We start from the raw sequence: 23,671 nt of genomic DNA, 5'->3' as shown, positions 1-23,671 counted from the left end.
AATGCTAGAAAGACTCTCTCAAATTTTAGATAGATTTATAGAAGAGAGAGATTTAAAGAAAAAAATATATGAAAAAGACATCATTCTAAACTGGAAGAAATATGTAGGTAATTTAATTTCAAACCATATTATTCCAAAAGATGTAAAAAAAGGCACACTCATTGTCTTTTCAGACCATCCAACATGGAGTGAAAATTTTTTAAATTTATTTCCTCAAATAAAAAATAAAATAAATGAGATATATGGCTTCGAAGTCATAAAAGATGTAAAAGTTCTTTTAAAAAGGAAGGGATATGGAAGAAAGAAATAATTATGATGCAACTTTTATAAAAGTTCTTGAAGGCTTAGAGGGTGTAAGAAAAAGACCAAGTATGTATATAGGTTCAACAGATTCTTCTGGTCTTCATCATCTTGTTTTTGAAGTAGTTGACAATTCAATAGATGAAGCGATGGCAGGTTTTTGTAAAAATATTATTGTTACTATACATAAAGATAACTCTGTATCCGTTCTTGATGATGGAAGAGGAATTCCACCAGATATTCATCCTCAATATGGATTATCTGGAATAGAACTTGCACTTACAAAACTTCATGCAGGAGGTAAATTTGAAGGTAAAGCATATAAAGTTTCAGGTGGACTTCATGGTGTAGGCATTTCAGTTGTTAATGCATTATCTATTAAACTTTATGTTGAAGTTTATAGAGATGGAAAAAAATATTTTCAATTTTACTCTAGAGGTGTTAGTATAACAGATTTAAAAGAAGAAGAGATAAATGATATTAAAACAGGAACTTATATAAAATTTAAACCAGACCCAGATATTTTTGAAACAACAGAATTTGATTATAATATAATAAGAGAAAGAGTTGTTACATTAGCATTTCTAAATAAAGGGGTAAAAATAAAATTAATTGATGAGAGAACACAAAAAGAAGAGGAATTTTTGTTTGAAGGAGGTATTAAATCTTATTTTGATGATTTAATAAAAGACAAAGAATGCACTGTTTCTCCAATATATTTTTATGAAGAAAAAGAAAATTATTTTTTTGAAGTAATTTTTACATATACAAACACAACAAAAACCAATATTTTATCTTATGTTAATTCAATATATACATCAGAAGGTGGCACTCATCTTGCAGGTTTTAAAAGTGGTTTAACAAAATTTTTAAATGAAGAAGGTAAAAAATTTGATTTCTTGAAAAATGATGATTCTTTTACATGGGAAGATGCAGCAGAAGGATTATTTGCAATAATAAATATAAAAATTTTTGATCCACAATTTGAAGGTCAAACAAAGACTAAATTAGGAAATTCTTGGGTAAAAAAAGAGTTTGAAGATTTTTTATACCACAATTTAATAAGTTTTTTAGAAAAAAACCCAAATACGCTTAAATCTATTTTAAAAAGAGTTGAATTAAGTAAAAAGGCAAGAGAGGCAGCAAGAAAAGCAAGAGAACTTGTAAGAAAAAAAGTCTTTTTTGATGAAACTCTTCCTGGAAAACTTGCAGATTGTTCAGAAAAAGATCCTGAAAAAGCTGAACTTTTTATTGTCGAAGGTGAATCTGCTGGTGGAAGCGCAAAACAAGGAAGAAATAGAATAACTCAAGCAATTTTACCTTTAAGGGGAAAAATTCTTAATGCAATTAAATCTTCAGTTCATAAAATTTTAGATAACAATGAAATAAAATCGATTATTGCTTCTTTAGGCACAGGAATTTTTGAAAATTTTGATATTAATAAATTAAGATATAAAAAAATAATTATAATGACTGATGCAGATGTTGATGGTTCTCATATTAAAACTTTACTTCTCGCATTTTTCTGGACCTATCTTAAAGAAATAATTGAAGAAGGTTATCTTTTTGTTGCAATGCCTCCTTTATACAAAATTAATTTTGGAAAAAATAAAAAATATGCCTATTCTGAAGAAGAGAAAGATAAAATAATAAGTGAACTAGAAAAACAAGGAATTAAATATTCTATAAATAGATACAAAGGACTTGGAGAAATGAATCCAGAAGAGTTGTATGAAACTACAATGAATCCTGAAACAAGAATTCTTAAAAGAGTTCAAGTTCAAGATGCTGAAAGAGCAAAAGAAATAATTGATACATTAATGGGAGAAGATGTTTTCGTAAGAAAAAACTTTATTGAAGAGCACGCTCTGGAGGTGAAAGAACTTGATATATAAGGAAAAAGAGGTTTTAGTTCCAATTGAGGAAGAACTTAAAGATTCTTATCTTTCTTATGCATTAAGTGTAATAGTTTCAAGAGCACTTCCAGATGTGAGAGATGGATTAAAACCAGTTCAAAGAAGAATACTTTATTCCATGAAAGAATTGGGAAATCTTCCAAATTCACCATTCAAAAAAAGTGCAAGAATTGTTGGTGATACTTTAGGTAGATACCATCCACATGGTGATGCCCCTGTTTATGAAGCGCTTGTTAGAATGGCTCAAGATTTTACAATGAGATACACGCTTGTTGAAGGCCAAGGAAATTTTGGAAGTTTAGATGGAGATCCACCTGCTGCAATGAGATATACAGAGGTAAGACTTGCACCAATATCATTAGAACTTTTAAGTGACCTCGAAAAAGAGACTGTTCCATTTAGACCAAATTTTGATAGCACTCTACTTGAACCAGAGGTTCTTCCTGCAAAAATACCAAATATTCTTTTAAATGGAGCAACAGGAATTGCAGTTGGAATGGCAACAAATATCCCTCCACATAATTTAAATGAAGTAATTGATGCACTTATTCTTCTTTTAAGAGATAGAAATAAGTCTATTGATGAAATTTTAAAAGTTTTAAAAGGTCCAGATTTTCCTACAAGAGGTGTCATATTAAACTACGATGGAATAAAATCTTACTTTGAAACAGGAAGAGGTTCTGTAATAATTAAAGGTAAGGGGAAATTTGAAAAAATTGGGAAAGTTTTATCTTACATAATTTATGAAATCCCATATAATGTAAACAAAGCAAATTTAATAAAAAGAATTGTTGAACTTGTAAAAAATGGAAAATTAAAAGAAATTGATGATATAAGAGATGAATCTTCAAAAGAAGGAATAAGAATAGTTATTGAGTTAAAGAAAAATGTTGATACAAATATTTTTGAAAAAAAACTATATGAATATACAGAACTAAAGACCTCTTTTCCTGTAAATTTTGTTGCTTTAATTAATGGTAGACCAAAACTACTTTCTATAAAAGAAGTGCTTCTTTCTTTTCTTGAATTTAGAGAGGAAGTTATAACAAAAAGAACTATTTTTGAGTTAAGAGAAGAGAAAAAAGAATTAAAAATATTAACAGGTATAAAAAAGGGAATCGATAGATTAGAAGAAGTAATTGAAATAATTAAAGGTTCAAAAGATAGAGAAGACGCTAGAAAAAAATTAAATTTACTTTTAGAGATTGATGATGAGCAAAGTAATGCAATTTTGGATATGAGATTATCAAGATTAATGTCAATTGAAGTTGAAAAATTAATTAAAGATATAAAAACAAAAGAAGATAATATAAAGAGATTAAATGAGATATTAACTAATAGAAACGCACTTCTTAAAGTAATTGAAGATGAGTTGATTGAAATAAAGAAAAAGTATGGAGATGAGAGAAAAACTGAAATAAAAGAAGAAAAAATAGAAGAATTATCTATAAAAGATATCATTCAAGATGAAAAGGTTATTGTTTTTCTAACAAATGATGGATACATAAAAAGGACAAATTTAAATAATTTTATAACACAAAACAGAGGTGGAAAGGGTGTTAAAGGGATTACATTAGGAAGAGAAGATGAAATTTCAGATATTTATTTCACTTCAACCCATAAAAATTTATATCTATTTACTAATTTTGGAAAGGTATATTCTCTTCCTGTTTATGAAATTCCTGAAGGTGAGAAAAAAGCAAAAGGAGAAGCTCTTCATATTTTATTACCACTTCATCCTGATGAAAGAATTACATCCATTTACACAGGTGATTTAAATAAAAAATATCTTCTTCTTTTTACAATAAAAGGTAAAGTTAAGTTGGTAGAGAATCTATTTTTAAAGAATTTAAGAAGAAATGGAGTTAAAATAATAAATTTAGATAAAGAAGATTTTGTAAAAAGAGTTAGAGTTGTTAATGGTGAAGAAAATATAGTGGTTATATCAAAAAATGGAAATATAGCAAAGTTTACATTGAAGAAGTTAAAACCTCAAGGAAGAGGAGCAAAAGGTGTAAGGGGATTAAAATTGAAAAATAATGATGAAATTGCTAGTTTTGATATAGAAGAAGATAATAAATATATTTTTATAATAACTCAAAAGGGAAAAGGAAAAAGATTAGATTTTAAAGAAATCCCACTTAAAAATAGAGGAATAACAGGAATGAGGGGTATAAGATTAAAAAATGATGGAGTAGTTGCAATAAGAAGTGTAAGTGAAAAAGATGAGTTATTCATAGTAACTAAATTTGGTAAAGTTATAAGAATAAAGTCAAAAGAAGTTCCTATTCAAAAAAGGAATGCATCTGGAGTTAAATTGATAAATACTGATACAGTTGATGAAGTAAGAGGAATTGCTGCTTATAGAGATGAAAAAATTTGAAATTTTTCCGCATACTGCTGATATAGGAATAAGAGTTTATGGAAAGACTCTTCTTGAACTTTTTGAAAACGCAGGAGAAGGAGCTCTTTTTTTAATTAGAGAAGAAGAAGGTCTTCAAATAAAAGATGAGATAAATTTTGAAATAAAATCAGAATTTATTGAAATGCTTCTTAATAAATTTTTAAATGAATTCATATATCTTTTTGATTCAAAATTTTTTTTAATAAAAGAATTTAAAATAATAGAATTAAATGAAGATTCAATAAAAGGTAAATTTTGGGGAGAAACTTTTGATGAAAAGAGACATAAAATAAAATATGCGATTAAGGCGTGCACATTAGAAGATATGATAATAGAGAAAGTTGATAATTTATATAAAGTTGATATTATTTTTGATATATAAAAATTTCTTGAGGAGGTTTGTCATATGGACATACTCACATTAAATTGTGGAAGCTCATCTGTCAAGTACCAACTCTATAGATGGAATGAGAGAAAAATATTAGCAAGAGGGATAGTTGAAAGAGTTGGAATTGGAGGTTCTTTTATTGACCACTATGCAAATGGAAAGGGAAGTTTCAAAGTTGAACACGATTGTCCAGATCATAAAGTTGCAATTAAACTAATTATTGACACTCTTCTTGACCCAGAGATAGGAGTTATAAAAGATCTAAAAAACATTAAAGGAGTTGGTCATAGAATGGTACATGGTGGAGAAAAATTTGCAAAATCAACAATTATAAATGATGAATTTTTAAAAACATTTGAATCCTTATCAGATCTTGCTCCTCTTCACAATCCTCCAAATTTACTTGGTGTAAGAGCTGCAATGGAGGTTTTGCCAGATATTCCACACTGTGCCATTATGGATACTGCATGGCATCAAACTATGCCAAGACAAGCTTATATTTATTCGCTCCCCTATGAATGGTATGAAAAATATAGAGTTAGAAGATATGGATTTCATGGAACATCATTTTTATATGTTTCAAAAAGAGCAGCTGTTTTATTAGGAAAAAATCCTTTTGAAACAAATTTAATCTGTCTTCATATAGGAAATGGAGCAAGTGCTAATGCTGTTAAAAATGGAATCTCAGTTGATACTTCAATGGGATTAACCCCTCTTGAAGGACTTGTTATGGGAACAAGAGCAGGAGATCATGACGCAGGCATTGATTTATTTATTATGAGAAAGGAGAATTTATCAGTTGATCAACTTGATAATCTTTTAAATAAGAAAAGTGGAATTTTAGGTATTACTGGAAAATATACAGATAGAAGAGATGTTGAAAAAGCAGCAGCAGATGGAGATGAAAGGGCACAGCTTGCAATTGAAATAGAAACATATAGATTAAAAAAATATATTGGCTCATATTATGCAGTTTTAGGAAGAGTTGATGCAATTGTTTTTACAGCAGGAGTTGGCGAAATGAGTCCATTAATTCGTGGTAAAACTTTAGATGGTTTAGAAAATCTTGGAATTATTTATGATAAAAGAAAAAATGAGATATCAAAAACAAGGAATGCTGAAACTGAAATTACAGGAGAAGGCTCAAAAGTTAGAATTTTTGTGATTCCAACAGATGAAGAACTTGTTTTTGTTGAAGATACAGTTGCTTTAATTGAGGGGAGATATGATATTCATACAAAATTCAAATACTCTTTTGAAGACCCAAATTATATAAATCCTGCAAGAGAAGAAGCACTTAAAGAAGAATTAAAGAAAAAACCAGAACTTAAGGAAATTATAGTAAGACCTCCAAATAGAGGATAATTTTTGAAAGTTGAGTTAATATATATAACTCCTGAACCAGAAAAAGTCATAGAAAAAGCGGGTAGGACCGCTCATGAATCATTTGATCGAATAACACCTGAGAGTCACAAACAATTTATAAGGATGATATTAAAACTTGGTCATGAGTCAGTTTTAGAACATGCTGTTGCTTCATTTAGAATCTCTGGTGTCTCAAGAAGTTTTTCTCATCAATTAGTAAGGCATAGAATTGCATCTTATACACAAAAATCACAAAGGTATGTTGATGAGTCGAATTTTGATTATATTATTCCTGAAACAATATCAAAAAAAGATGAAGCCTTGCAAATTTACAAAGATTTTATGGAAACTTGTAAGAAAGTATATAAAAGTTTAGTAAATTTAGGAATACCAAAAGAAGATGCAAGGTTTGTTCTTCCAAATGCTACAAAAACAGAAATTGTTTTGACTGCAAATTTCAGAGAGTTGAGGCACATGATAAGATTAAGAGGAAGTAAAGATGCCCAATGGGAAATTAGAAAAGTTTTTATCAAAATTTTAAAAATTTTAAAAGAATATGCTCCAACAGTTTTTGAAGATTTTGAAATTGAAAATGATTTTATAAGGAGTAAAGATGTTAAAAAGTGATAAATGGATTAAAAAAATGGCAATTGAATATAAAATGATTGAGCCATTTGAAGAAAAACAGATAAAAAAAGGAGTAATTTCATATGGTCTATCATCCTATGGTTATGATCTTCGTCTTTCAGATGAGTTTAAAATTTTTACAAATGTATTTAACTCAATAATTGATCCCAAAAATTTTGATCCCAAAAGTTTTGTTGATTATAAAGGAGAAACTTGTGTAATACCTCCAAATTCTTTTATTTTAGGAAGAAGTATTGAGTATCTCAGAATTCCAAGAAAAATTTTAGGGATTTGTATCGGAAAATCAACATATGCAAGATGCGGAATAATTGTTAATATAACTCCAATAGAAGCAGAATGGGAAGGTCAAGTAACAATTGAGATATCAAATACAACCCCTCTACCTGTAAAAGTATATGCTTATGAAGGAATTGCACAAATAATTTTTTTAGAAAGTGATGAAGAGTGTGAATTCAGTTATAAAGATAAAAAAGGTAAATACGATAAACAAATTGGTATAGTTTTGCCTAAAATAGATTTTTAAATTTTATAAATTAATTTTTTAGAAATTTTATTTTGTTTTTCAATAAATTCTTTTTCATCAACATGAGTAAATTTGCCATCTTGAATTAAGATTTCTCCATTTATCATTAAAAAATCAACTTGTTTAGCATCAAGATAAACAGGAATAGAAATAAGATCATTTAAACCACCTGCAAATTCTAATCTATTTAAATCAAACATTATTATATCTGCTGCCTTTCCTATCTCAATTGAGCCTATATAATCATCCATTCTTAAAACTTTTGAACCACCTATTGTAGCAAATTTAAGAACATCTCTTGATGTAATTGAACTACTTCCATATTTAACCCTTTGAAGTAAAAGTGCATTTCTTATCTCTTGTATAAAATTATTAGTGTCATTACTTGAACTTCCATCGACAGCAAGACCAATTCTTAATTTTTCTTTAAACTCACTTACTCTTGCAATTCCAGATCCTAATTTCATATTTGAGGTTGGGCAATGAGCCATACCAACATCACTTTTTATTAATTTTTCAATATCAAAATCATTTAAATGAACCATATGAGCAAACCAAACTCTTTTATTTAACCATCCGAGAGATTCCATATAATCAACTGGTCTTAATCCAAATTTTTCTTTACAAAAAATTTCTTCATCAAGAGTTTCAGCAAGATGTGTATGGAGCAACACATCATATTTTTCAGCAAGATTTAAACTTTCAACCATTATATTTTTTGTTACAGAAAAAGGAGAACAAGGACCTATTGCAATTCTTAACATAGAATACTTTTTGTTATCATGATACTTTTTAATCATCTCCTCAGTATGAATTAAAATTTCTTCATCTTTTTGAACAACACTATCAGGGGGTAGCCCTCCATCTTTTTTTGAAAGCGACATTGAACCTCTAGTTGGATGAAATCTAATTTTTGTTAATTTTGCTGCTTCAATTTGTGCCTCAAAAATTTTTGTATTTCCATAAGGAACAAGATATAAATGGTCTGTCGTTGTTGTTACTCCACTTTTCATCATTTCTAATGTTGCGATAACAGTTGAAGTAAATACTGCTTCTTCATCTATATATTTCCATCTATCATATAGAAAGACTAACCAATCAAAGAGTTTTAAATCATTTGCCTCTTTAATATTTCTAAATAAAGTTTGATAAAAATGATGGTGTGTATTTATAAAACCTGGAAGAAGCAATTTTCCTTTTCCATCAATAATTTTATCGAAATTTTCTTTTGGTTCCTCTTCTCCAACATATTTAATAATTCCATTTTCAATAGATAAAAATCCATTCTCAATCTCTCTTTCATCTTTATCCATAGTTCCAATATAAGTTACATCTTTAAATAAAATTTTCATTTCTTATCTCCTTTTCTTTTTCTCTTAATTTAAAGAAAACTCTTTCTGGAATTGCTGGAATTTGGTTTATTCTTACTTTTGTAGCGTTAAAAATTGCATTTGTTATTGCTGGAGCAATTGGAACCATAGTAGTTTCGCCAATTCCCTTTGAACCATATGGTCCCAATTCTTCTATACTTTCAATAGGAATTGTTTCAATCTCATATGGAGCATCAATTGATGTAGGAATAATATATGTTGAAAAATTTTTTGTTAAAAATTCACCATTTTTCATAATTACATCTTCCATTAATGCATAACCCATCCCCATAACAATTCCACCTTCAGATTGTCCTTCAAAACCAATTTTATTTATAACTCTTCCACCATCAATTAAATTAACACCTTTAACTAAGTTTACCTTACCTGTTAAAATATTTACTTCAACAAGTGCAATGCTTCCAGAAAAACTAAAAATAAAATGTGGTAAACCAAAGGCTCCTTCAATTTTTGTTTTTGATGTTGGAAAGTTAAAATGACCTTCAACTCTGGGTAGTCTTCTTTTTTCATAAAGAATGCCCCCTAATTTTTCATAATTTATTAATTCTTTACCATTAATATCATAAAAAGTTTCGTCTCTTAGATTTATATAGTTTTCTGGTATATTAAAGATTTCAGAAACCTCTCTTTTTAAAATTTTTATAATTTTTTCAGATGCAATCTTTATTGCTTTTCCACTTCTATATGTTGCTCCAGATGCAGTTGTTGTTCCAGAATCAGGAGATAAAAAACTATCACCTGTTAAAATAAAAATTTTATTATCATCAACAATTTTTAAAGATTCAAGAGCAATTATTTTCAGTGTGGTTTTCATGCCTTGACCAATTTCAACACTTCCAGTATAAATATTAAAACCACCATCTCTTCTCATTTCAATTATTGCTGCTCCATAATCTGGAAGACCTACACCTAGACCAGTTCCTTGATAAGATATTGCTATTCCAACACCTAATTTTTTATATTTATTTGAAGAAAGTTTTATTTTCTCTCTTTGTCTATAGAGAGGATGTTTTTCTATTTCATCCAAAATTTTACTTAAACCTATGCTTGTTTCAATTTTGCTTCCTATACCTGTCTCCTCTCCTCTTTTTAAAATATTTTTTCTTCTTAATTCAATTGGGTCAATTTGGAGTCTATATGCAATTTCATCCATTTGAGATTCCATAGCAAAAGTTACCTGATTTACACCAAAACCTCTAAAAGCACCAGAAACACCATTATTTGTATATATGCAAAATCCTTCTATATGAGTGTTTGGAATTCTATATGGGCCACAAGAGTGCTCAACTGCAAGATTTACAACTGGTCCACCTAAAGATGCATATGCTCCTGTATCAGCATAAATGTAAACTTCATTAGCAACAAGAGTTCCATCTTTTTTTACACCAGTTTTATATCTTAAAATCATTGGATGTCTTTTCCATGAGAAAATAATTGATTCTTCTCTTGATATCTCAATTTTCACTGGTCTTTTTGTATAATATGCAAGTAGAGCAAGGTGAATTTGTGTTGTTATCTCATCCTTTCCTCCAAACCCTCCTCCCATTGGTTCATTTATAACTCTTATTTTTCTTGGATCATAAGCAAGAACTCTTGCAATTTGTAACTGATCTCTAAAAGGATATTGTCCTCCACATATAACAGTTATTGTATCCTCTTCTTCATCATAAAATGCTACACCGTTTTCAGGTTCAAGATAAGCATGCTCTTGTCTTCCAGTTCTATATTCATTTTCAATAATTAAATCTGCTTCTTTAAACCCTCTCTCTATGTCGCCTTTTCTTATAACTGTATGAAGGTGAATATTTCCGCTATCATGAACCTTTGGTGAATTATCTTCAATTGCTTTAAGAGGATCATCAACAACAGGAAGTGGTTCATATTCAACTTCAATAAATTCAATTGCTTTTTCGGCAATATCTTTTGTCTCAGCAGCAACAAGAGCAACAGCATCTCCTAGGTATCTAACTTTATTAAAGCATAGTACAGGTTGGTCTTGAATAACTATACCAAATCCATTCAAACCAGGGATATCTTTATATGTTAACACTTTAACCACTCCTGGAAAATTTTCAGCTCTTGAAGTATCAATTTTTTTTATTAAAGCATGTGGATATTTACTCCTTAATACTTTTCCCCAAAGCATATTTTCAAAATAAATATCAGATGGAAATTTCAATTCACCTTTAACTTTTTCTTCAGAAAGAACTTGTCTAATTTTTTTACCAATCCACCTTTCCTCTTCAATTTTTATATTTTCAATTTTTACACTCATTTTTTACTCCTTAGAATAATTGAATAGAATTAATAAACTCTCAAAAAGAAGATATTTTGAAACCTCCATTCTATATTCTCTTGAGCCTCTTACATCAGTTATTGGATCGATTTCATTTACAACAAGTGAAGATATTTTAAATAATTCATTTTCATCTAACTTTCTTGAATTTAAAATAGCCTCTTCAACTTTTTTTGCTCTTATTACTTTTGGTGAAACTGAACCCAAAGAGATTTTTATATCTTTTATAAAATTACCATCTTTGTCAATTTTTATACAATTTGAAGCAATAGATATAGTTAAAGCGTTTCTTTGTCCAAGTTTATTGAAATAACCAAATTGAGAAATTTTCCACTTTTTAATTATAATTTTGTAAAGTATTTCATCATTATTTAAGACTGTTTTACCTGGTCCAATAAAAAAGTGTTCAATATTCAAAATTCTTTCACTATTTAAAGATTTTAAAACAAGTTTGGCATCTTCACACATAATTGGGGGAATTGCATCACCTGCAGGTGATGCATTACATAAATTACCACCAATTGTGCCCTTATTTCTTATTTGAGGTGAACCCATTTTTTTTGAAGCAAGAACAAGAAGTGGTGAATATTTATTTAAAATATCAGATTCAATTATTTCTGTAAATGTAACAAGTGGTCCTATCTCTATATTTTCTCCATTTTCTCTTATTCCTTTTAATTCATCTATATCTTTTAAATCAATTATATTTTCTTCTTTAATTAAATTTTCTTTTAACCTTACTATTAAATCTGTCCCACCTGCAAGAAATCTTTTATTTTCTTTAAATTCTTTTGCTAGTTCTAAAGTTTCTTTAAGATTTTTTGGTCTAAAATATTCAAACTCTTTCATTTTACCCCTCAAATTTTTCTAAATATTTTTTAATTGCATCAATAATTTTCTTATACCCAGTGCATCTACATAAATTTCCAGAAATAGCCTCTCTTAACTCATCTATATTAGTTAACCTTCTTTTTTCAAGAGTAGAATATAAAGTTACTACAAAGCCTGAAGCACAAAAACCACATTGAAATGAACCTTCATCTATTAAATAATCAATAAAATCAGCCTTGTCTTTAATTCCTTCAATTGTAATTACCTCTTTATTATTAACTTCTGGCATTAAAATAAGACAAGAATCATAAATATTACCATCAATTATTACTGTACAAGCCCCACACTCTCCTTTTGAGCACCCCTCTTTTGTTCCAGTAAGATGTAAATTATCTCTTAAATATTCAACTAAAGTTTTATTAACAGGGACTTCATCAACTATTTCTTCTCCATTTAATTTAAAATTTATAACTATTTTTTTCATCTTCTTATAAAATAGTGTTCTAATTCTCCTCTTTTTTCATAAATCTTAATAGCATCAACAGGGCAAACCTGCATACATAAAGCACATCCAACACATTTTTCTTCATTTACTTTTGGTATCCTTTTCCCATTTTGTAATTCAATTGCCATATGTCCACCATCTCTGCAACTTACAAAACATAGTTGACATCCAACACATTTTTCTTCATCAATTTTTGCTTTAACTATATCTAAAATAAATAATTCTTCATTTGTTTTAATTTTTTCAATTGTTTTGCCAACTATTTCTAAAGGTGATTTAAAACCCATCTCATCTAGATAATGTGATAGACCTCTTTTTAATTCATCAATTACTCTAAAACCATAAACCATTGGAAGTGTACAAAATTGGACATTACTAGCACCTACAAGCATAAATTCAATTGCATCTCTTGATGAATATGCACCTCCATTTCCAGAAATTACTATATCAACATTTCTTTTTATTTCAGCAATTGTTCTCAAAGTTATTGGTTTTATTGCATTACCAGAAAGACCTGAATAAGATGAATAACCAAAGACAGAAGGATAAGGTTCAAATGTGTAAATATCTATTCCAAGAAGAGAAGGTATAGTATTGCTTGCTGTTATTCCATCTGCACCACCTCTTTTAACTGCCTCTGCAACTTCAACTATATCTGTAACTTGAGGAGTAATTTTAATTAAAACTGGAGTATCACCAGCAGCCTCTTTTACCCAAGATGTTACCTTTTCTGTTGCTTCAACAGATTGTGCAAGCATTCTTCCAGGAGCTTCACCCATGCTTCCTTGGGGGCATGAAAATGAACATTCAATTAAATCAACTTCTGCTTTTTTTAATCTATAAACTAAATTTTGCCAATCTTCTTTTTTACTCCCCATTATACTTGCACCAATCATTTTGTTTGGAAATTTCTCTTTAAGAATCTTTACCCTTTTTTCAACTTCATCGATATGATATTTTGAAATTAAATCTATATTTCCAAGTCCAAATACTTTTTTTGAATATGATCCAAATGAAGACATCATTGGATATTTTAATAGAACAGGATTTTCTTCCACAGAAGTTGTCTTTAGAATAACTCCAGCCCAACCAAACTCAAGTCCTTTTATTATCATTTCTAATTCATCAGTAGATGGCGAGGCTGAAAGTATAAAAGGATTTTCAAGTTTAATGCCAAGAAAATCTATAGATAAATCTTTTAATATAAACATTTTTATATCCTCCTCATATATTCATGAATTTTGAATGCTGCTAACTTTCCCTCATTAGCCGCTCTAGTTATTGTGTCACCTCCATTTATACAATCACCACCAGCAAAAACTCCTTTTATGTTTGTCATATAGTTTTCATTAACTTTTATTAATCCATTTTCTCTTAATAGTTCAGGAAATATTTCATCTTCTAATTTTTGACCAATTGCAATTATAATATCTGATAATGGAATAATAAATTCACTATCTTCTATTTTTTCAGGTTTCCTTCTACCATCTTTATCTTCTTCTTTTAAACTAACCTGGCAAACTTTTAATCCTTCAACTTTATCTTTTCCTACTATCTCATTTGGAATTACTCCAAAAAAGAAATCTACTTTAAGTTTTTTTGCTCTATTAAACTCTTCGGGGTAACATTTTAAGTCACTAACACCTCTTCTGTATAAAATTAAAATTTCTTTATCTGGATAGATTGTCTTTAATGTATTTGCAATTTCGAAAGCAACATTCCCTCCACCAATAATTCCTATTCTTTCTCCAAATTCTAAATTATCACCTCTTTTAATTTTTCTTAAAACCTCTCTTCCTTTATAAACACCCTTTTTTTCTATTCCATCAATTTGAAGTTCAATTTCATCTGAAAGACCAATTCCTATAAATATCGCTTTATAAATTCCTAAAACCTCATCAAGTTTTTCAATTTTTTTATTTTCAAATTTGTATATAAAATTTTCTTTTATAAAATCCAAATCTTTTTTGAGAGCATCATCTTTTAATCTAAAGTTTGAAATTTCTTTAAGTGGAATACCACCTATTTCATCAGAAAACATAACTGGTTTATAACCTAAAGTTCTTAAGTAAAATGCACAAGAAAGAGAGGCTGGACCACCGCCAATTATGGCAACCTCTTCATATCTATAATCTGGAAGATATAGATTTCGGTTGTCAGTAAAATATTCAGTTAAAAAATTATGTAGTTCTCTGATTTTTATAGGTTCGTCTATCATTCCTCTTGTACAATTGACTTGACATAAAATTTCTTCAGGGCACACACAACCAGCAATAGAAATTAAGGGATGATTTTCTCTTATCAATTCATAGGCAGATTTAAAGTTTTTATTTTTTATAAAATAGATAAAATTTGAAATTGGAAGATTTATTGGACATCCTTTTTCACAGGGTGCATCAAAACAAAAAAGACACCTTTCTGATTCTATCACTGCCCTTTCAAGGGCTATTTTTTCTAATATCTTTTCATTCATCTATCACCCCTTAAATTAATTAGTTTTAATTAAATTATATACTATTTAAAAAAAGTCCTATTTCTAATCTTTTCTTTTGAAGTTCACAAAAATCTTTTGGTATTTTTAAAGGATTTTTGTTTATGAAATATGAATGAGCAATGCAACCTCCACCACATAAAAATTTTGACCAACAACTTTTACAATTTTCTTTTGAATTAATATCATTTAAAAAAATAAAATAATTTCTCTTATTTTCCTCAATTCCATCAAATATATTCCCGATTTTAAACTCTTCAAATTCTTTTAAAAAGTGGCAAGGATAAAGATCTCCTTTTGTATCAACTGCTAAATACTCCACTCCTGCACCACAACCAAAATTCATTTTACCAAGACAGGGACCATTTGATAAATCTACATTGAAATGATAAAAATTTAAAATTTTTCCTTTTAATTTCTCTTTATAAATTAATTCTCCAAGTTTCTCATATTCAATTTTAATTTCTTCTATATCGCTCTCCTTTAAACTTAAAGAATTGTCTTTTTCTAAAATAACAGGTTCAAGAGAAATATTTTTATAACCTTGTTCATAAAAATACTTTGCACTTTTAAATATATTTTTAGTTTTATTTGTAAATGTCCCTCTTATGTAATAACCATCATAATCTTTTAATTTTTCTAAATTTTTAATAATTATATCGAAAGAAGTTAAACCATTTTTGAGTCTTCTGTGTATATTATTTATCTCTTTAGGGCCATCAAGCGATATTATTAAACTAACAAAATTTTCTTTTAAAAAATTTAATTTCTCTTCATTGAGCAAAATCCCATTTGTTGTTAAAGAAAATCTTAAAATTTTCCCGCTTTCTTTAGCTTTTTTATTACCATACTCAATTGTTTTTTTAACGACCATCCAATTTAAAAGAGGTTCTCCACCAAAAAAATCAATTTCTATATTTTTAGTTTTTGAATTTTCAATTAAAAAATCAACTGCTTTCAAACTTATTTCTTCATTCATTAAACTATCTTTTTCTCCATAAGTACCTTCACTTACAAAACAGTAATCACATTTCATATTACATGTTTGTGATATGAGAAGGCATAAAGATTTTAAGTTACTTGGTGGATCAAAACTCAATTCAAAGCTTTCCCAAAATTTTCTCTCTTCTTCAAAAAAGGGATCTTTTATTTCACTATCATAATTTAAATTTAAAAAAAATTTTTCGTCAATTTCAATTAAACTTCCAGATATAGGAAAAAAAACAAAAAATCTGTCTAAAAAAGAAAATTTATGAAAAAATGGAGGTTTAGAAGACAAATTTTTTTTCTTCTCTATCTCTCTCACAATTTTGATTACCAACTGTCATTGATGTTTTACATGCAGATTTACATGGAGTTGCGCATTCTCTACAATTAAAGTTTTTTTTACTTAAAAAAGGTTTATTCTTAATTATTTTAATCATAACTACCTCCTAGTCTTTTTTTATTTTATCAACTCCAAAATATGGTATCAATACATCAGGAATTGATATTGAGCCATCTTCATTTTGATAGTTTTCAATCAATGCAGCAAAGCACCTTCCTATTGCTACTCCTGAACCATTTAATGTATGAACAAATTCAATTTTTCCATTTTCTCTTCTAAACCTCGTATTCATTCTTCTTGCTTGAAAATCAGTACAATTTGAACAAGAAGATATTTCTACATATCTTCCATAAGATGGCATCCATACTTCAATGTCATAAGTTTTACTTGCAGAAAATCCCGACATATCCCCAGTTGAAAGTAGCATTACTCTATAAGGGAGATTAAGTTCTTTTAAAACATCTTCTGCTTCATTTACAAGTTTTTCAAGTTCAAAATAAGAGTCTTCTGGTTTAACAATTTTAACTAGTTCAACTTTGTCAAATTGATGAACTCTTATTAATCCTCTTGTATCTTTTCCTGCTGCACCAGCTTCTCTTCTAAAGCATGCTGTATAAGCAGTATAATATTTTGGAAGTTCACTTTCTTCTAAAATTTCACCTTTATGTAAATTGGTTAAAGGGACTTCAGCAGTAGGTATAAGCCACAAATCTTCCTCTTCAATTTTATACATATCTTCACCAAATTTAGGAAGTTGACCAGTTCCAACCATAATTTCACCCCTTACAAGAAAAGGAGGAAATATCTCAGTATAATTATGTTTTTTAATATGTAAATCTAACATAAAATTAATAAGTGCTCTTTCTAGATGAGCGCCAAATCCTTTAAATAAACTAAATCTTGACCCAGAGAGTTTACTTGCTCTTTCTTGATCAAGAATTTTAAGTTCTTCCCCTAATTCCCAGTGAGTTTTAGGCTCAAAATTGAATTCTCTAATTTTTCCCCATCTTCTTACTTCTATGTTATATGTACTATCAATACCCTTAGGTACACTTTCATGAGGAATATTTGGTATTCTTAAAACTATCTCATTTAAATTATCTTCAACTACTTTTAATTTTTCTTTTATATTTTCAATCTTATCAGAGAGCTCTTTTGATTCAAGAAGAATGTCTCCTATATCTTCTCCACTTTTTTTAAGTTCTGCAACTTTTTTTGATAAAATGTTTAAATTATGTTTAAGTTCTTCAAATTCTTTTAAAAGCGATAACCTTTCTTTATCAACTCTTAAAAATTCATCTAAAATTTCATCTGAATACCCTCTTGCTTTAAGTGATTCTCTTATGAGTTCTGGGTTACTTCTTATGAATTTGATATCAAGCATAAATCCTCCATAATAACAAAATAGATAATTATTTATTTAATATAAAAGTGAATTTATGTCAACTATACAGGTTCAAAACCTGAAAATCTTGGTTTTTCTTTTATCTGCTCCTCTTTTGTTATCAATTTTAAATAACCTTCTTTTCTTAATCTCTCAACAATTTCACTTATTTTTGCATAAGTATATTTCTCTGATGGATCTTTGTATCCAATTTCAATAAATTTATTTGAATCAATAAAAAATAGATATTGAATAACATTTGAAGTTCCTTCAGGAGCATCTCTATTTTTATCTATATAAAGATCAATTATATCTATATTTGGCATATCCTCTGGAAGAAGTTGCCCATTTTTTACAAGATTTAATAATTTTTCTTTTAACTCATTCGTCTCTTTATGATTTTTTACTAAGACCATTGCAACATCAGAATCATATTCAATGTCACCACCCCCAGTTGAATGGAACATTGTAGGTCTTTCAATTCCTTCTTCGTCTAATTTGCATCCTTCTTTATCAAGAGCAGAAATTGCAACAATTGGTGATTTAAGAGAAAGTGAAAGCATAGCAATTTTACCTGAAACTTCATCAACTTTTTCTTCTAAAACAACATAACCTTTTGATTCAATAGGAATTTTTTGTATATAATCAAGAAATATAACAACTGTTTCACATCTATGACTCTGCATAATATTATAAGCATGTGCTTCTATTTTTTCTAAAGTATCACTACTACTTCCTTCAATAATATATAAAAACGGAAAAATATCTTGAAGTTTTTTATATGCATCTTCAAATCTTTTGAACTCTTCTTCATTTAACTCCCCTGAAATAATTTTTACAGGATTTAATCTTGATTCTTGAGAAAGAATTCTTAAATTCAAAATTCTTGATGTTTGTTCCCATGAATAATATAAAACTGGCACTCTTTCATTTGCTATTATATTTACAGCAAGATGGAGTAAGAAATTTGTTTTTCCCCTTCTTGGTGCACCTGCAAGTGCATAATAAAAGCCTGGTCTTAAGCCAAGAAGAGATTTGTTTAAAGAGTTAAATGGTTCAAGAGAAAATCCATGGTATTTTCTCTTTTCAAAAACATCTCTAACTATGTTTTTAATTATATTTTCAGAAGGTACAAGTTTTTTATGTAATCTTTCAAGAGCTATTCTTTGAAGTTCTTCTGCCATAGTTACAGCGAATGTTGCAATATCTTCAAGTTTGTGTGGTCCTCTTCTTTCAACAAAATCTTTTATCTCATTTGAAATATTTATTAATCTTCTTTCTCCATTTCTTATTCTTAAAATATCTATGTAAGACATTAATAGAGCAAGAGCTGGTGTTTCTATATCTTCTATTTCCGACAAAGTTCTTTTTATTTCATCATCAAAAACCCCTCTTTTTTCAAGATGCCTTCTAACTGTTTGAAAATCTATATAATCAATTTCTCCTCTTCCTTCATAAATATCTAAAACTGCATTAAGAATAGTTGTTGTTTTTGGATCTTCAAAATATTCAACCTTAAACCCTTCTGATAAAGATTTTGATATAGAGAATCTATCTACTATAAAACCTTTTAAAATTTTCTTTTCTATTTCAATACTCATATTTAAATTATACAATGGAACAAAATTTATTTACAGAATCTCTAATTTTTTGAAACTAAATGAAGTAAAAGAAGTTTATAATTAAAAGGAGGTAAATATATTATGAAAAGAATTTTGATTTTTATACTATTAATTTTTTTAGGAATAAGTTTTCTATCAATTAAAGTAAATGCAAATGTTATAGGTGCAACTTTTAATCCAATAACTCCTGGAAATCAATTTACAGTGGGAGATGATACAGCAGGAAAAACTAATGCAAATTGGAGCATTACAATTAATTTTGATAATAATCTTCCCATTCTTCAAAATGGAGATATTTTAATAATTACATTTCCTTTGGGGTTCAATTTTAATAGTTCAACAATTAATATTACAACAAATACAATAGGAGCAACTTTTGGAGTAATAACCAAATCTTTAAATATTATAAATATCCCTGTTACTGGAAATCAAACATCTTCAGGTCAAGTTGTGATTAGTATAAATAATTCTATTAATACTACAAAAGCAGGTTCTTTGATTGGAAACTTAAAGTTAAAAAGAGGAGCAAGTTTTATTATAAATTTTAATAATAATTTTAAGGTAATTCCAAATTTAATTCAAAATATAATTATTTCACCTAATCCATACAATAGTTTTGTTGGTGAAACTAAAAATTTTGTTGCAGAAAGTTACGATGCGTATGGAAACAAAAGAACAAAAGTTCAAACATTATATGGGTGGGAAGATAAATTTGATTGGTCTATAATTCCAATATCAGATCCTGACCCAGGCGCTGCAATTTTTACAACAACGAACACTAATACTGATAATGTATCAATTCAAATGACAGATTGGGGACATATTCAACTAAAAGCACAATTTCCACCAGGAGGATCATATACTATTTATGGGATAACTGATATCTATATAATAAGTCAAATTTCCCAACCAAAAGTTGATGTAAATCCACCTTATGCAGGTTCTCCTGCAGAATATAATATAAGATTTAATCTTGGACCAAATGGAGGTGTGATAGGTGGAGTTGATTCAGTAACAATTATTTTTCCTTTTGACACTTTTATTCCTTTTGGACCTCCTTATTTTGGAGCATTAATTAATGGATATCCTGTTTCTATATCTTATGTTTCTTTAAGAACAATAAGATTAATTTTTCCATATTCATTATCAAATGGCTCTTTTGTTATAATAACATTCCCATTAAATATTGGAATAATAAATCCTTCAAAATCTGGAACATACAATCTTCAAGTTTATACAAGTAAAGAACCAACACCTGTTACCTCTCTACCTTACACAATTTATTATTCTGTTATCTCTAGACCAAAAGTTGAAGTTGAGCCAAATGTTGTTGATACAGAAGCAAAATATACCATTGAGTTTAATACAGGCACTGCAGGTGCTTTAATAAAAGATTATGATGTAATTACAATAAAATTTCCTGATGATACATATATACCAGGAGTTGCAGATAAAAACGAAGTAACAATTAATGGATTTAATCCAAGCGATCTTATTATTTCAACAGGAAGAAAAATAACATTAAAAGTTTCAATAAATATTTCAAATAACTCAAGTGTTAAAATTGTTTTTACAGATAAATTTGGAATTAAAAATCCAACAAAAAGTGGAGATTATACTCTTCAAGTTGCAACAAGTAGAGAACCAACATTTATAACATCTTATTCCTATAAAATTGTTGAATCAATTATTTCTGATTTAAAAGTTGTAGTTAGCCCTCCTGTTACAAAAGTTGAAGCAGAATATAAAATTAGTTTTAAAACAGGAAAACATGGTTCTTTGTTAGAAGGTGAAGAAATTTATTTAAAATTTCCTTCTTATACAAAACTTCCAAATGAAATTGATAAAAATTTAATTTTAGTTAATGGAATAAATTTAACAAAATCTCCTGTTGTTGATAATTCAAATAAAATTTTAACTATTAAAATACCAGTTAAAGTTGGCAATGAAGAAAAAGTTGAAATAATTATTTCAAAGGAAGCAGGAATAAAAAATCCTGATAATCCAGGAGAATATAGATTAAGGGCTTGGACATCAAAAGAGAAAACAGAAGTTTTATCTTCACCATATACTTTAATTGAATCAATATTATCTTCTATATCAACAAAAGCAATTCCACCTTCAACAAAAAGAGCAATATCACTTGAAATTGTTTTAAAAACAGGACCTGGTGGTTCATTAAATGTAAATGATTATATTTACATTAAATTTCCACAAAAAGTTGAACTTCCACAAAACATAAAGCAAGATTTAATAAAAATTAAGGGCATACCATTGTCAAAATCAGTTAATATTTCAAAAGACAAATCAATGTTAACAATTCAAACTCCTGTTCCAATTGGAAGAGAAGAAGATTTTGTTATTTATATTTCTCAGGACACAAATATAAAATTTATCGATGAAGGAGAATATTATTTAACTGTTTATACATCAAAAGAACCAACTCCAATTAATACAAAAACTTTTCTTATCTACCCACAACCTGAAACAAAAATAATCTTATCAAGACCTGAACCAGATGGAATGAATGGATTTTACAAGACAACACCAGTTATCACCTTTACCTCATCTTCAAAATATGACAAAGAACCGACAATATTTTATAAATGGGATAATGGACCTTGGAACGAATATAAAGGTCTATTAACACCACCAGAAGGAATACACACTTTGTACTATTTTGCAAAAGATAAATTAGGAAGTGAAGAAGAAATAAAAGAAAAAAGTTTTAAGGTCGATACGACAATTCCAAAAATTAATTCAATAAATATTCAAGATGGAATGTATTTTAATAAAGAAAAAATTGAACTATCTGGTTCTGTTTCAGAAAGTAGCTCGATTTTACTTATTCAAGGCAAAAGAGTTAATATAAAAGAAGATGGTACTTTTATAACAGAAGTTGAACTTTTTGAGGGAACAAATTCAATAACTTTTATATTAATAGATATTGCTGGAAATGAATTTTTTGAAGTTATAAAAGTAATAAGAGATACAATTCCACCAGAATTTATTATTGAATATCCAACACCTTGGCTTGTTGTTTATGATAAAATTATAGAAATAAAAGGTAAGGGAGAAATAGGAGGAAAACTTACGGTTAATGGTGAAGAAATTTTAATTAGAGAAGATGGAAAATTTGATGGGCGTTTTGAACTCAAAAAAGCAGGAACAAATGTTTTAGATTTTATTTTAATTGATAAGGCTGGTAATACAACAAGAAAAAGTATAGGTGTTATATGGAATCCAAGGGTTAAAATTGAGTTAATAATTGGGAAAATTGAAGCAAAAGTAAATGAGTACACAAAAATTTTAGATTATCCACCATTTATTTATAATAATAGAACTATGGTTCCATTGAGATTTATTAGTGAATCTATTGGAGCAACAGTTGATTGGGACTCAGTTGTAAGAATTGTTACAATAACAATTGAAAATAGTGAAGGATTAAAGAAAATTTTAAAATTATCACCAGATTCTAATGTTGCTTCTTTAAATGGAAAACCATATAAGATGGATACATCACCTATTATTAAAAATGATAGAGTATATTTACCAGTTAGATTTATTATGGAAGCATTTGGCGCAAAAGTTGAATGGAGGTCTTTGGAAAGAAGAATTTTAATTACTTACCCAGGGGAGAATTAATTCTCCCCTTGATTTTTTTAAATTTAATAGTAAAAATAGTTTATAAACAAGGGGATTTTTAGTGAAACAAGAAAAGGAGGTTTTAAACTAATGAAAAAAGGAAGGGTAGTCCTTCTAACTTTTATAATTATTTTTACCCTTTTATCAGTTTATATCCCAAAAGTTTATGGTGGCCCAGCCACACATTTTGAAGTAATTGTGCCATCAAAAGTAAAAATTGGCATTCCATTTAATATTACTATAAAAGCACTTGACGCAAGTAATTTAATAGATACAACTTTTACACCTACTGGGGCTTTTTCTATTACAATTTCTCCTTCACCAACTTTATCACTAGCCCCCTATACCATTAATTTTGTTAACGGTATAGGGACAGGAAATATTACTATATTAGGAAATAACCTTCCAGCATGGACAAATGCTATTTTGAAAGTTCAAGATGGCGCAGTTAATGGTACTTCATCTGGATTTCAAGTTACAGGAGGCAACTTATCATTTTTTACAATTAATTTATCATCTCTAAATGTAACTGCAGGAGATTATTTAACTTTTACTGTAACAGCAAAAGATGGATCGAATAATATAGTTGGTGACTATAACGGCACTATAACTTTTACATCTAATGATCCTCAAGC

General features: G+C 28.3%; 19 protein-coding genes. 9 read left to right on the top strand and 10 right to left on the bottom strand.

Annotation, left to right across the window (positions count from 1 at the left end):
- Nucleotide 1 precedes the first annotated feature (1 nt).
- From N3D74_05155 to dcd, 7 genes are read left to right on the top strand one after another with little or no spacing between them, the layout of a single operon-like run.
- Nucleotides 2–310, top strand: a complete 309-nt coding sequence (locus tag N3D74_05155; protein MCX8095554.1) for a DUF721 domain-containing protein — start codon at nucleotides 2–4, stop codon at nucleotides 308–310.
- Entirely contained in the window at nucleotides 294–2,195 is a 1,902-nt protein-coding gene (locus N3D74_05150) for a type IIA DNA topoisomerase subunit B (GenBank protein ID MCX8095553.1), read from the top strand. The genes N3D74_05155 and N3D74_05150 overlap by 17 nt, the downstream gene beginning before the upstream one ends.
- On the top strand, nucleotides 2,185–4,599 hold the full coding sequence (gene gyrA / locus N3D74_05145) for a DNA gyrase subunit A (protein MCX8095552.1): 2,415 nt from the start codon (nucleotides 2,185–2,187) through the stop codon (nucleotides 4,597–4,599). Before N3D74_05150 ends, gyrA begins: the two co-directional genes overlap by 11 nt.
- Nucleotides 4,586–5,002, top strand: a complete 417-nt coding sequence (locus N3D74_05140; GenBank protein MCX8095551.1) for an archease — start codon at nucleotides 4,586–4,588, stop codon at nucleotides 5,000–5,002. The genes gyrA and N3D74_05140 overlap by 14 nt, the downstream gene beginning before the upstream one ends.
- Before the next feature lie 24 nt (nucleotides 5,003–5,026).
- Nucleotides 5,027–6,373, top strand: a complete 1,347-nt coding sequence (locus N3D74_05135) for an acetate kinase (protein MCX8095550.1) — start codon at nucleotides 5,027–5,029, stop codon at nucleotides 6,371–6,373.
- A gap of 3 nt (nucleotides 6,374–6,376) precedes the next feature.
- Nucleotides 6,377–7,000 (top strand): FAD-dependent thymidylate synthase, encoded by a 624-nt coding sequence (thyX, locus tag N3D74_05130; GenBank protein MCX8095549.1) that lies wholly within the window; start codon nucleotides 6,377–6,379, stop codon nucleotides 6,998–7,000.
- Entirely contained in the window at nucleotides 6,987–7,544 is a 558-nt protein-coding gene (dcd, locus tag N3D74_05125) for a dCTP deaminase (protein MCX8095548.1), read from the top strand. The genes thyX and dcd overlap by 14 nt, the downstream gene beginning before the upstream one ends.
- Here the strand turns inward: dcd and N3D74_05120 are convergent.
- From N3D74_05120 to N3D74_05075, 10 genes are all read right to left on the bottom strand, one after another.
- Nucleotides 7,541–8,896: an 8-oxoguanine deaminase gene (locus N3D74_05120; protein MCX8095547.1), complete on the bottom strand. Its 1,356-nt coding sequence runs from the start codon at nucleotides 8,894–8,896 to the stop codon at nucleotides 7,541–7,543. The two genes, dcd and N3D74_05120, sit on opposite strands and share 4 nt — an antisense overlap.
- A complete protein-coding gene (locus N3D74_05115) occupies nucleotides 8,880–11,210 on the bottom strand; it encodes a molybdopterin-dependent oxidoreductase (GenBank protein ID MCX8095546.1) in 2,331 nt (776 codons plus the stop codon). The genes N3D74_05120 and N3D74_05115 overlap by 17 nt, the downstream gene beginning before the upstream one ends.
- 3 nt (nucleotides 11,211–11,213) lie before the next feature.
- A complete protein-coding gene (locus N3D74_05110) occupies nucleotides 11,214–12,080 on the bottom strand; it encodes a xanthine dehydrogenase family protein subunit M (GenBank protein ID MCX8095545.1) in 867 nt (288 codons plus the stop codon).
- A gap of 1 nt (nucleotide 12,081) precedes the next feature.
- The gene (locus tag N3D74_05105) at nucleotides 12,082–12,546 is read right to left on the bottom strand and encodes a (2Fe-2S)-binding protein (GenBank protein MCX8095544.1); all 465 of its coding nucleotides are present in this window, start codon (nucleotides 12,544–12,546) and stop codon (nucleotides 12,082–12,084) included.
- The gene (gene preA / locus N3D74_05100; protein MCX8095543.1) at nucleotides 12,543–13,778 is read right to left on the bottom strand and encodes an NAD-dependent dihydropyrimidine dehydrogenase subunit PreA; all 1,236 of its coding nucleotides are present in this window, start codon (nucleotides 13,776–13,778) and stop codon (nucleotides 12,543–12,545) included. The genes N3D74_05105 and preA overlap by 4 nt, the downstream gene beginning before the upstream one ends.
- Nucleotides 13,779–13,780: 2 nt before the next feature.
- Nucleotides 13,781–15,040 carry an FAD-dependent oxidoreductase gene (locus N3D74_05095; GenBank protein ID MCX8095542.1) on the bottom strand — a complete coding sequence of 420 codons (1,260 nt, stop codon included), beginning with the start codon at nucleotides 15,038–15,040 and terminating at the stop codon, nucleotides 13,781–13,783.
- A 34-nt stretch (nucleotides 15,041–15,074) separates the two neighbouring features.
- Complete coding sequence (locus N3D74_05090; GenBank protein MCX8095541.1) at nucleotides 15,075–16,364, bottom strand: SPASM domain-containing protein; 1,290 nt, start codon at nucleotides 16,362–16,364, stop codon at nucleotides 15,075–15,077.
- Complete coding sequence (scfA, locus tag N3D74_05085) at nucleotides 16,327–16,482, bottom strand: six-cysteine ranthipeptide SCIFF (GenBank protein MCX8095540.1); 156 nt, start codon at nucleotides 16,480–16,482, stop codon at nucleotides 16,327–16,329. Before scfA ends, N3D74_05090 begins: the two co-directional genes overlap by 38 nt.
- 9 nt (nucleotides 16,483–16,491) lie before the next feature.
- Nucleotides 16,492–17,769: a serine--tRNA ligase gene (serS, locus tag N3D74_05080; GenBank protein ID MCX8095539.1), complete on the bottom strand. Its 1,278-nt coding sequence runs from the start codon at nucleotides 17,767–17,769 to the stop codon at nucleotides 16,492–16,494.
- 62 nt (nucleotides 17,770–17,831) lie between these two features.
- Complete coding sequence (locus tag N3D74_05075) at nucleotides 17,832–19,370, bottom strand: hypothetical protein (GenBank protein ID MCX8095538.1); 1,539 nt, start codon at nucleotides 19,368–19,370, stop codon at nucleotides 17,832–17,834.
- A 102-nt stretch (nucleotides 19,371–19,472) separates the two neighbouring features.
- Here N3D74_05075 and N3D74_05070 point away from each other — a divergent pair, with 102 nt between their 5' ends.
- Both N3D74_05070 and N3D74_05065 read left to right on the top strand, forming a co-directional pair.
- Nucleotides 19,473–23,036, top strand: coding sequence for a copper amine oxidase N-terminal domain-containing protein (locus tag N3D74_05070; GenBank protein ID MCX8095537.1), 3,564 nt, complete (start codon nucleotides 19,473–19,475; stop codon nucleotides 23,034–23,036).
- 90 nt (nucleotides 23,037–23,126) lie between these two features.
- Nucleotides 23,127–23,671 (top strand): hypothetical protein (locus N3D74_05065; protein MCX8095536.1); only part of this gene is annotated, 545 nt, incomplete at its 3' end.

Source organism: Caldisericia bacterium (assembly GCA_026414995.1).
GTDB lineage: Bacteria > Caldisericota > Caldisericia > B22-G15 > B22-G15 > JAAYUH01.
The sequence above is the reverse complement of the archived record's forward strand: the minus strand, read 5'-3'. Positions and strand labels throughout refer to the sequence as shown.

What these genes read in the sequence shown, in the direction of transcription:
- N3D74_05155 (MCX8095554.1), top strand. Translation starts at nt 2, where the DNA reads ATGCTAGAAAGACTCTCTCAAATTTTAGATAGATTTATAGAAGAGAGA.
- N3D74_05150 (MCX8095553.1), top strand. Translation starts at nt 294, where the DNA reads ATGGAAGAAAGAAATAATTATGATGCAACTTTTATAAAAGTTCTTGAA.
- N3D74_05140 (MCX8095551.1), top strand. Translation starts at nt 4,586, where the DNA reads ATGAAAAAATTTGAAATTTTTCCGCATACTGCTGATATAGGAATAAGA.
- N3D74_05135 (MCX8095550.1), top strand. Translation starts at nt 5,027, where the DNA reads ATGGACATACTCACATTAAATTGTGGAAGCTCATCTGTCAAGTACCAA.
- dcd (MCX8095548.1), top strand. Translation starts at nt 6,987, where the DNA reads ATGTTAAAAAGTGATAAATGGATTAAAAAAATGGCAATTGAATATAAA.
- N3D74_05120 (MCX8095547.1), bottom strand. Translation starts at nt 8,896, where the DNA reads ATGAAAATTTTATTTAAAGATGTAACTTATATTGGAACTATGGATAAA.
- N3D74_05115 (MCX8095546.1), bottom strand. Translation starts at nt 11,210, where the DNA reads ATGAGTGTAAAAATTGAAAATATAAAAATTGAAGAGGAAAGGTGGATT.
- N3D74_05110 (MCX8095545.1), bottom strand. Translation starts at nt 12,080, where the DNA reads ATGAAAGAGTTTGAATATTTTAGACCAAAAAATCTTAAAGAAACTTTA.
- N3D74_05105 (MCX8095544.1), bottom strand. Translation starts at nt 12,546, where the DNA reads ATGAAAAAAATAGTTATAAATTTTAAATTAAATGGAGAAGAAATAGTT.
- preA (MCX8095543.1), bottom strand. Translation starts at nt 13,778, where the DNA reads ATGTTTATATTAAAAGATTTATCTATAGATTTTCTTGGCATTAAACTT.
- N3D74_05095 (MCX8095542.1), bottom strand. Translation starts at nt 15,040, where the DNA reads ATGAATGAAAAGATATTAGAAAAAATAGCCCTTGAAAGGGCAGTGATA.
- scfA (MCX8095540.1), bottom strand. Translation starts at nt 16,482, where the DNA reads ATGATTAAAATAATTAAGAATAAACCTTTTTTAAGTAAAAAAAACTTT.
- serS (MCX8095539.1), bottom strand. Translation starts at nt 17,769, where the DNA reads ATGCTTGATATCAAATTCATAAGAAGTAACCCAGAACTCATAAGAGAA.
- N3D74_05075 (MCX8095538.1), bottom strand. Translation starts at nt 19,370, where the DNA reads ATGAGTATTGAAATAGAAAAGAAAATTTTAAAAGGTTTTATAGTAGAT.
- N3D74_05070 (MCX8095537.1), top strand. Translation starts at nt 19,473, where the DNA reads ATGAAAAGAATTTTGATTTTTATACTATTAATTTTTTTAGGAATAAGT.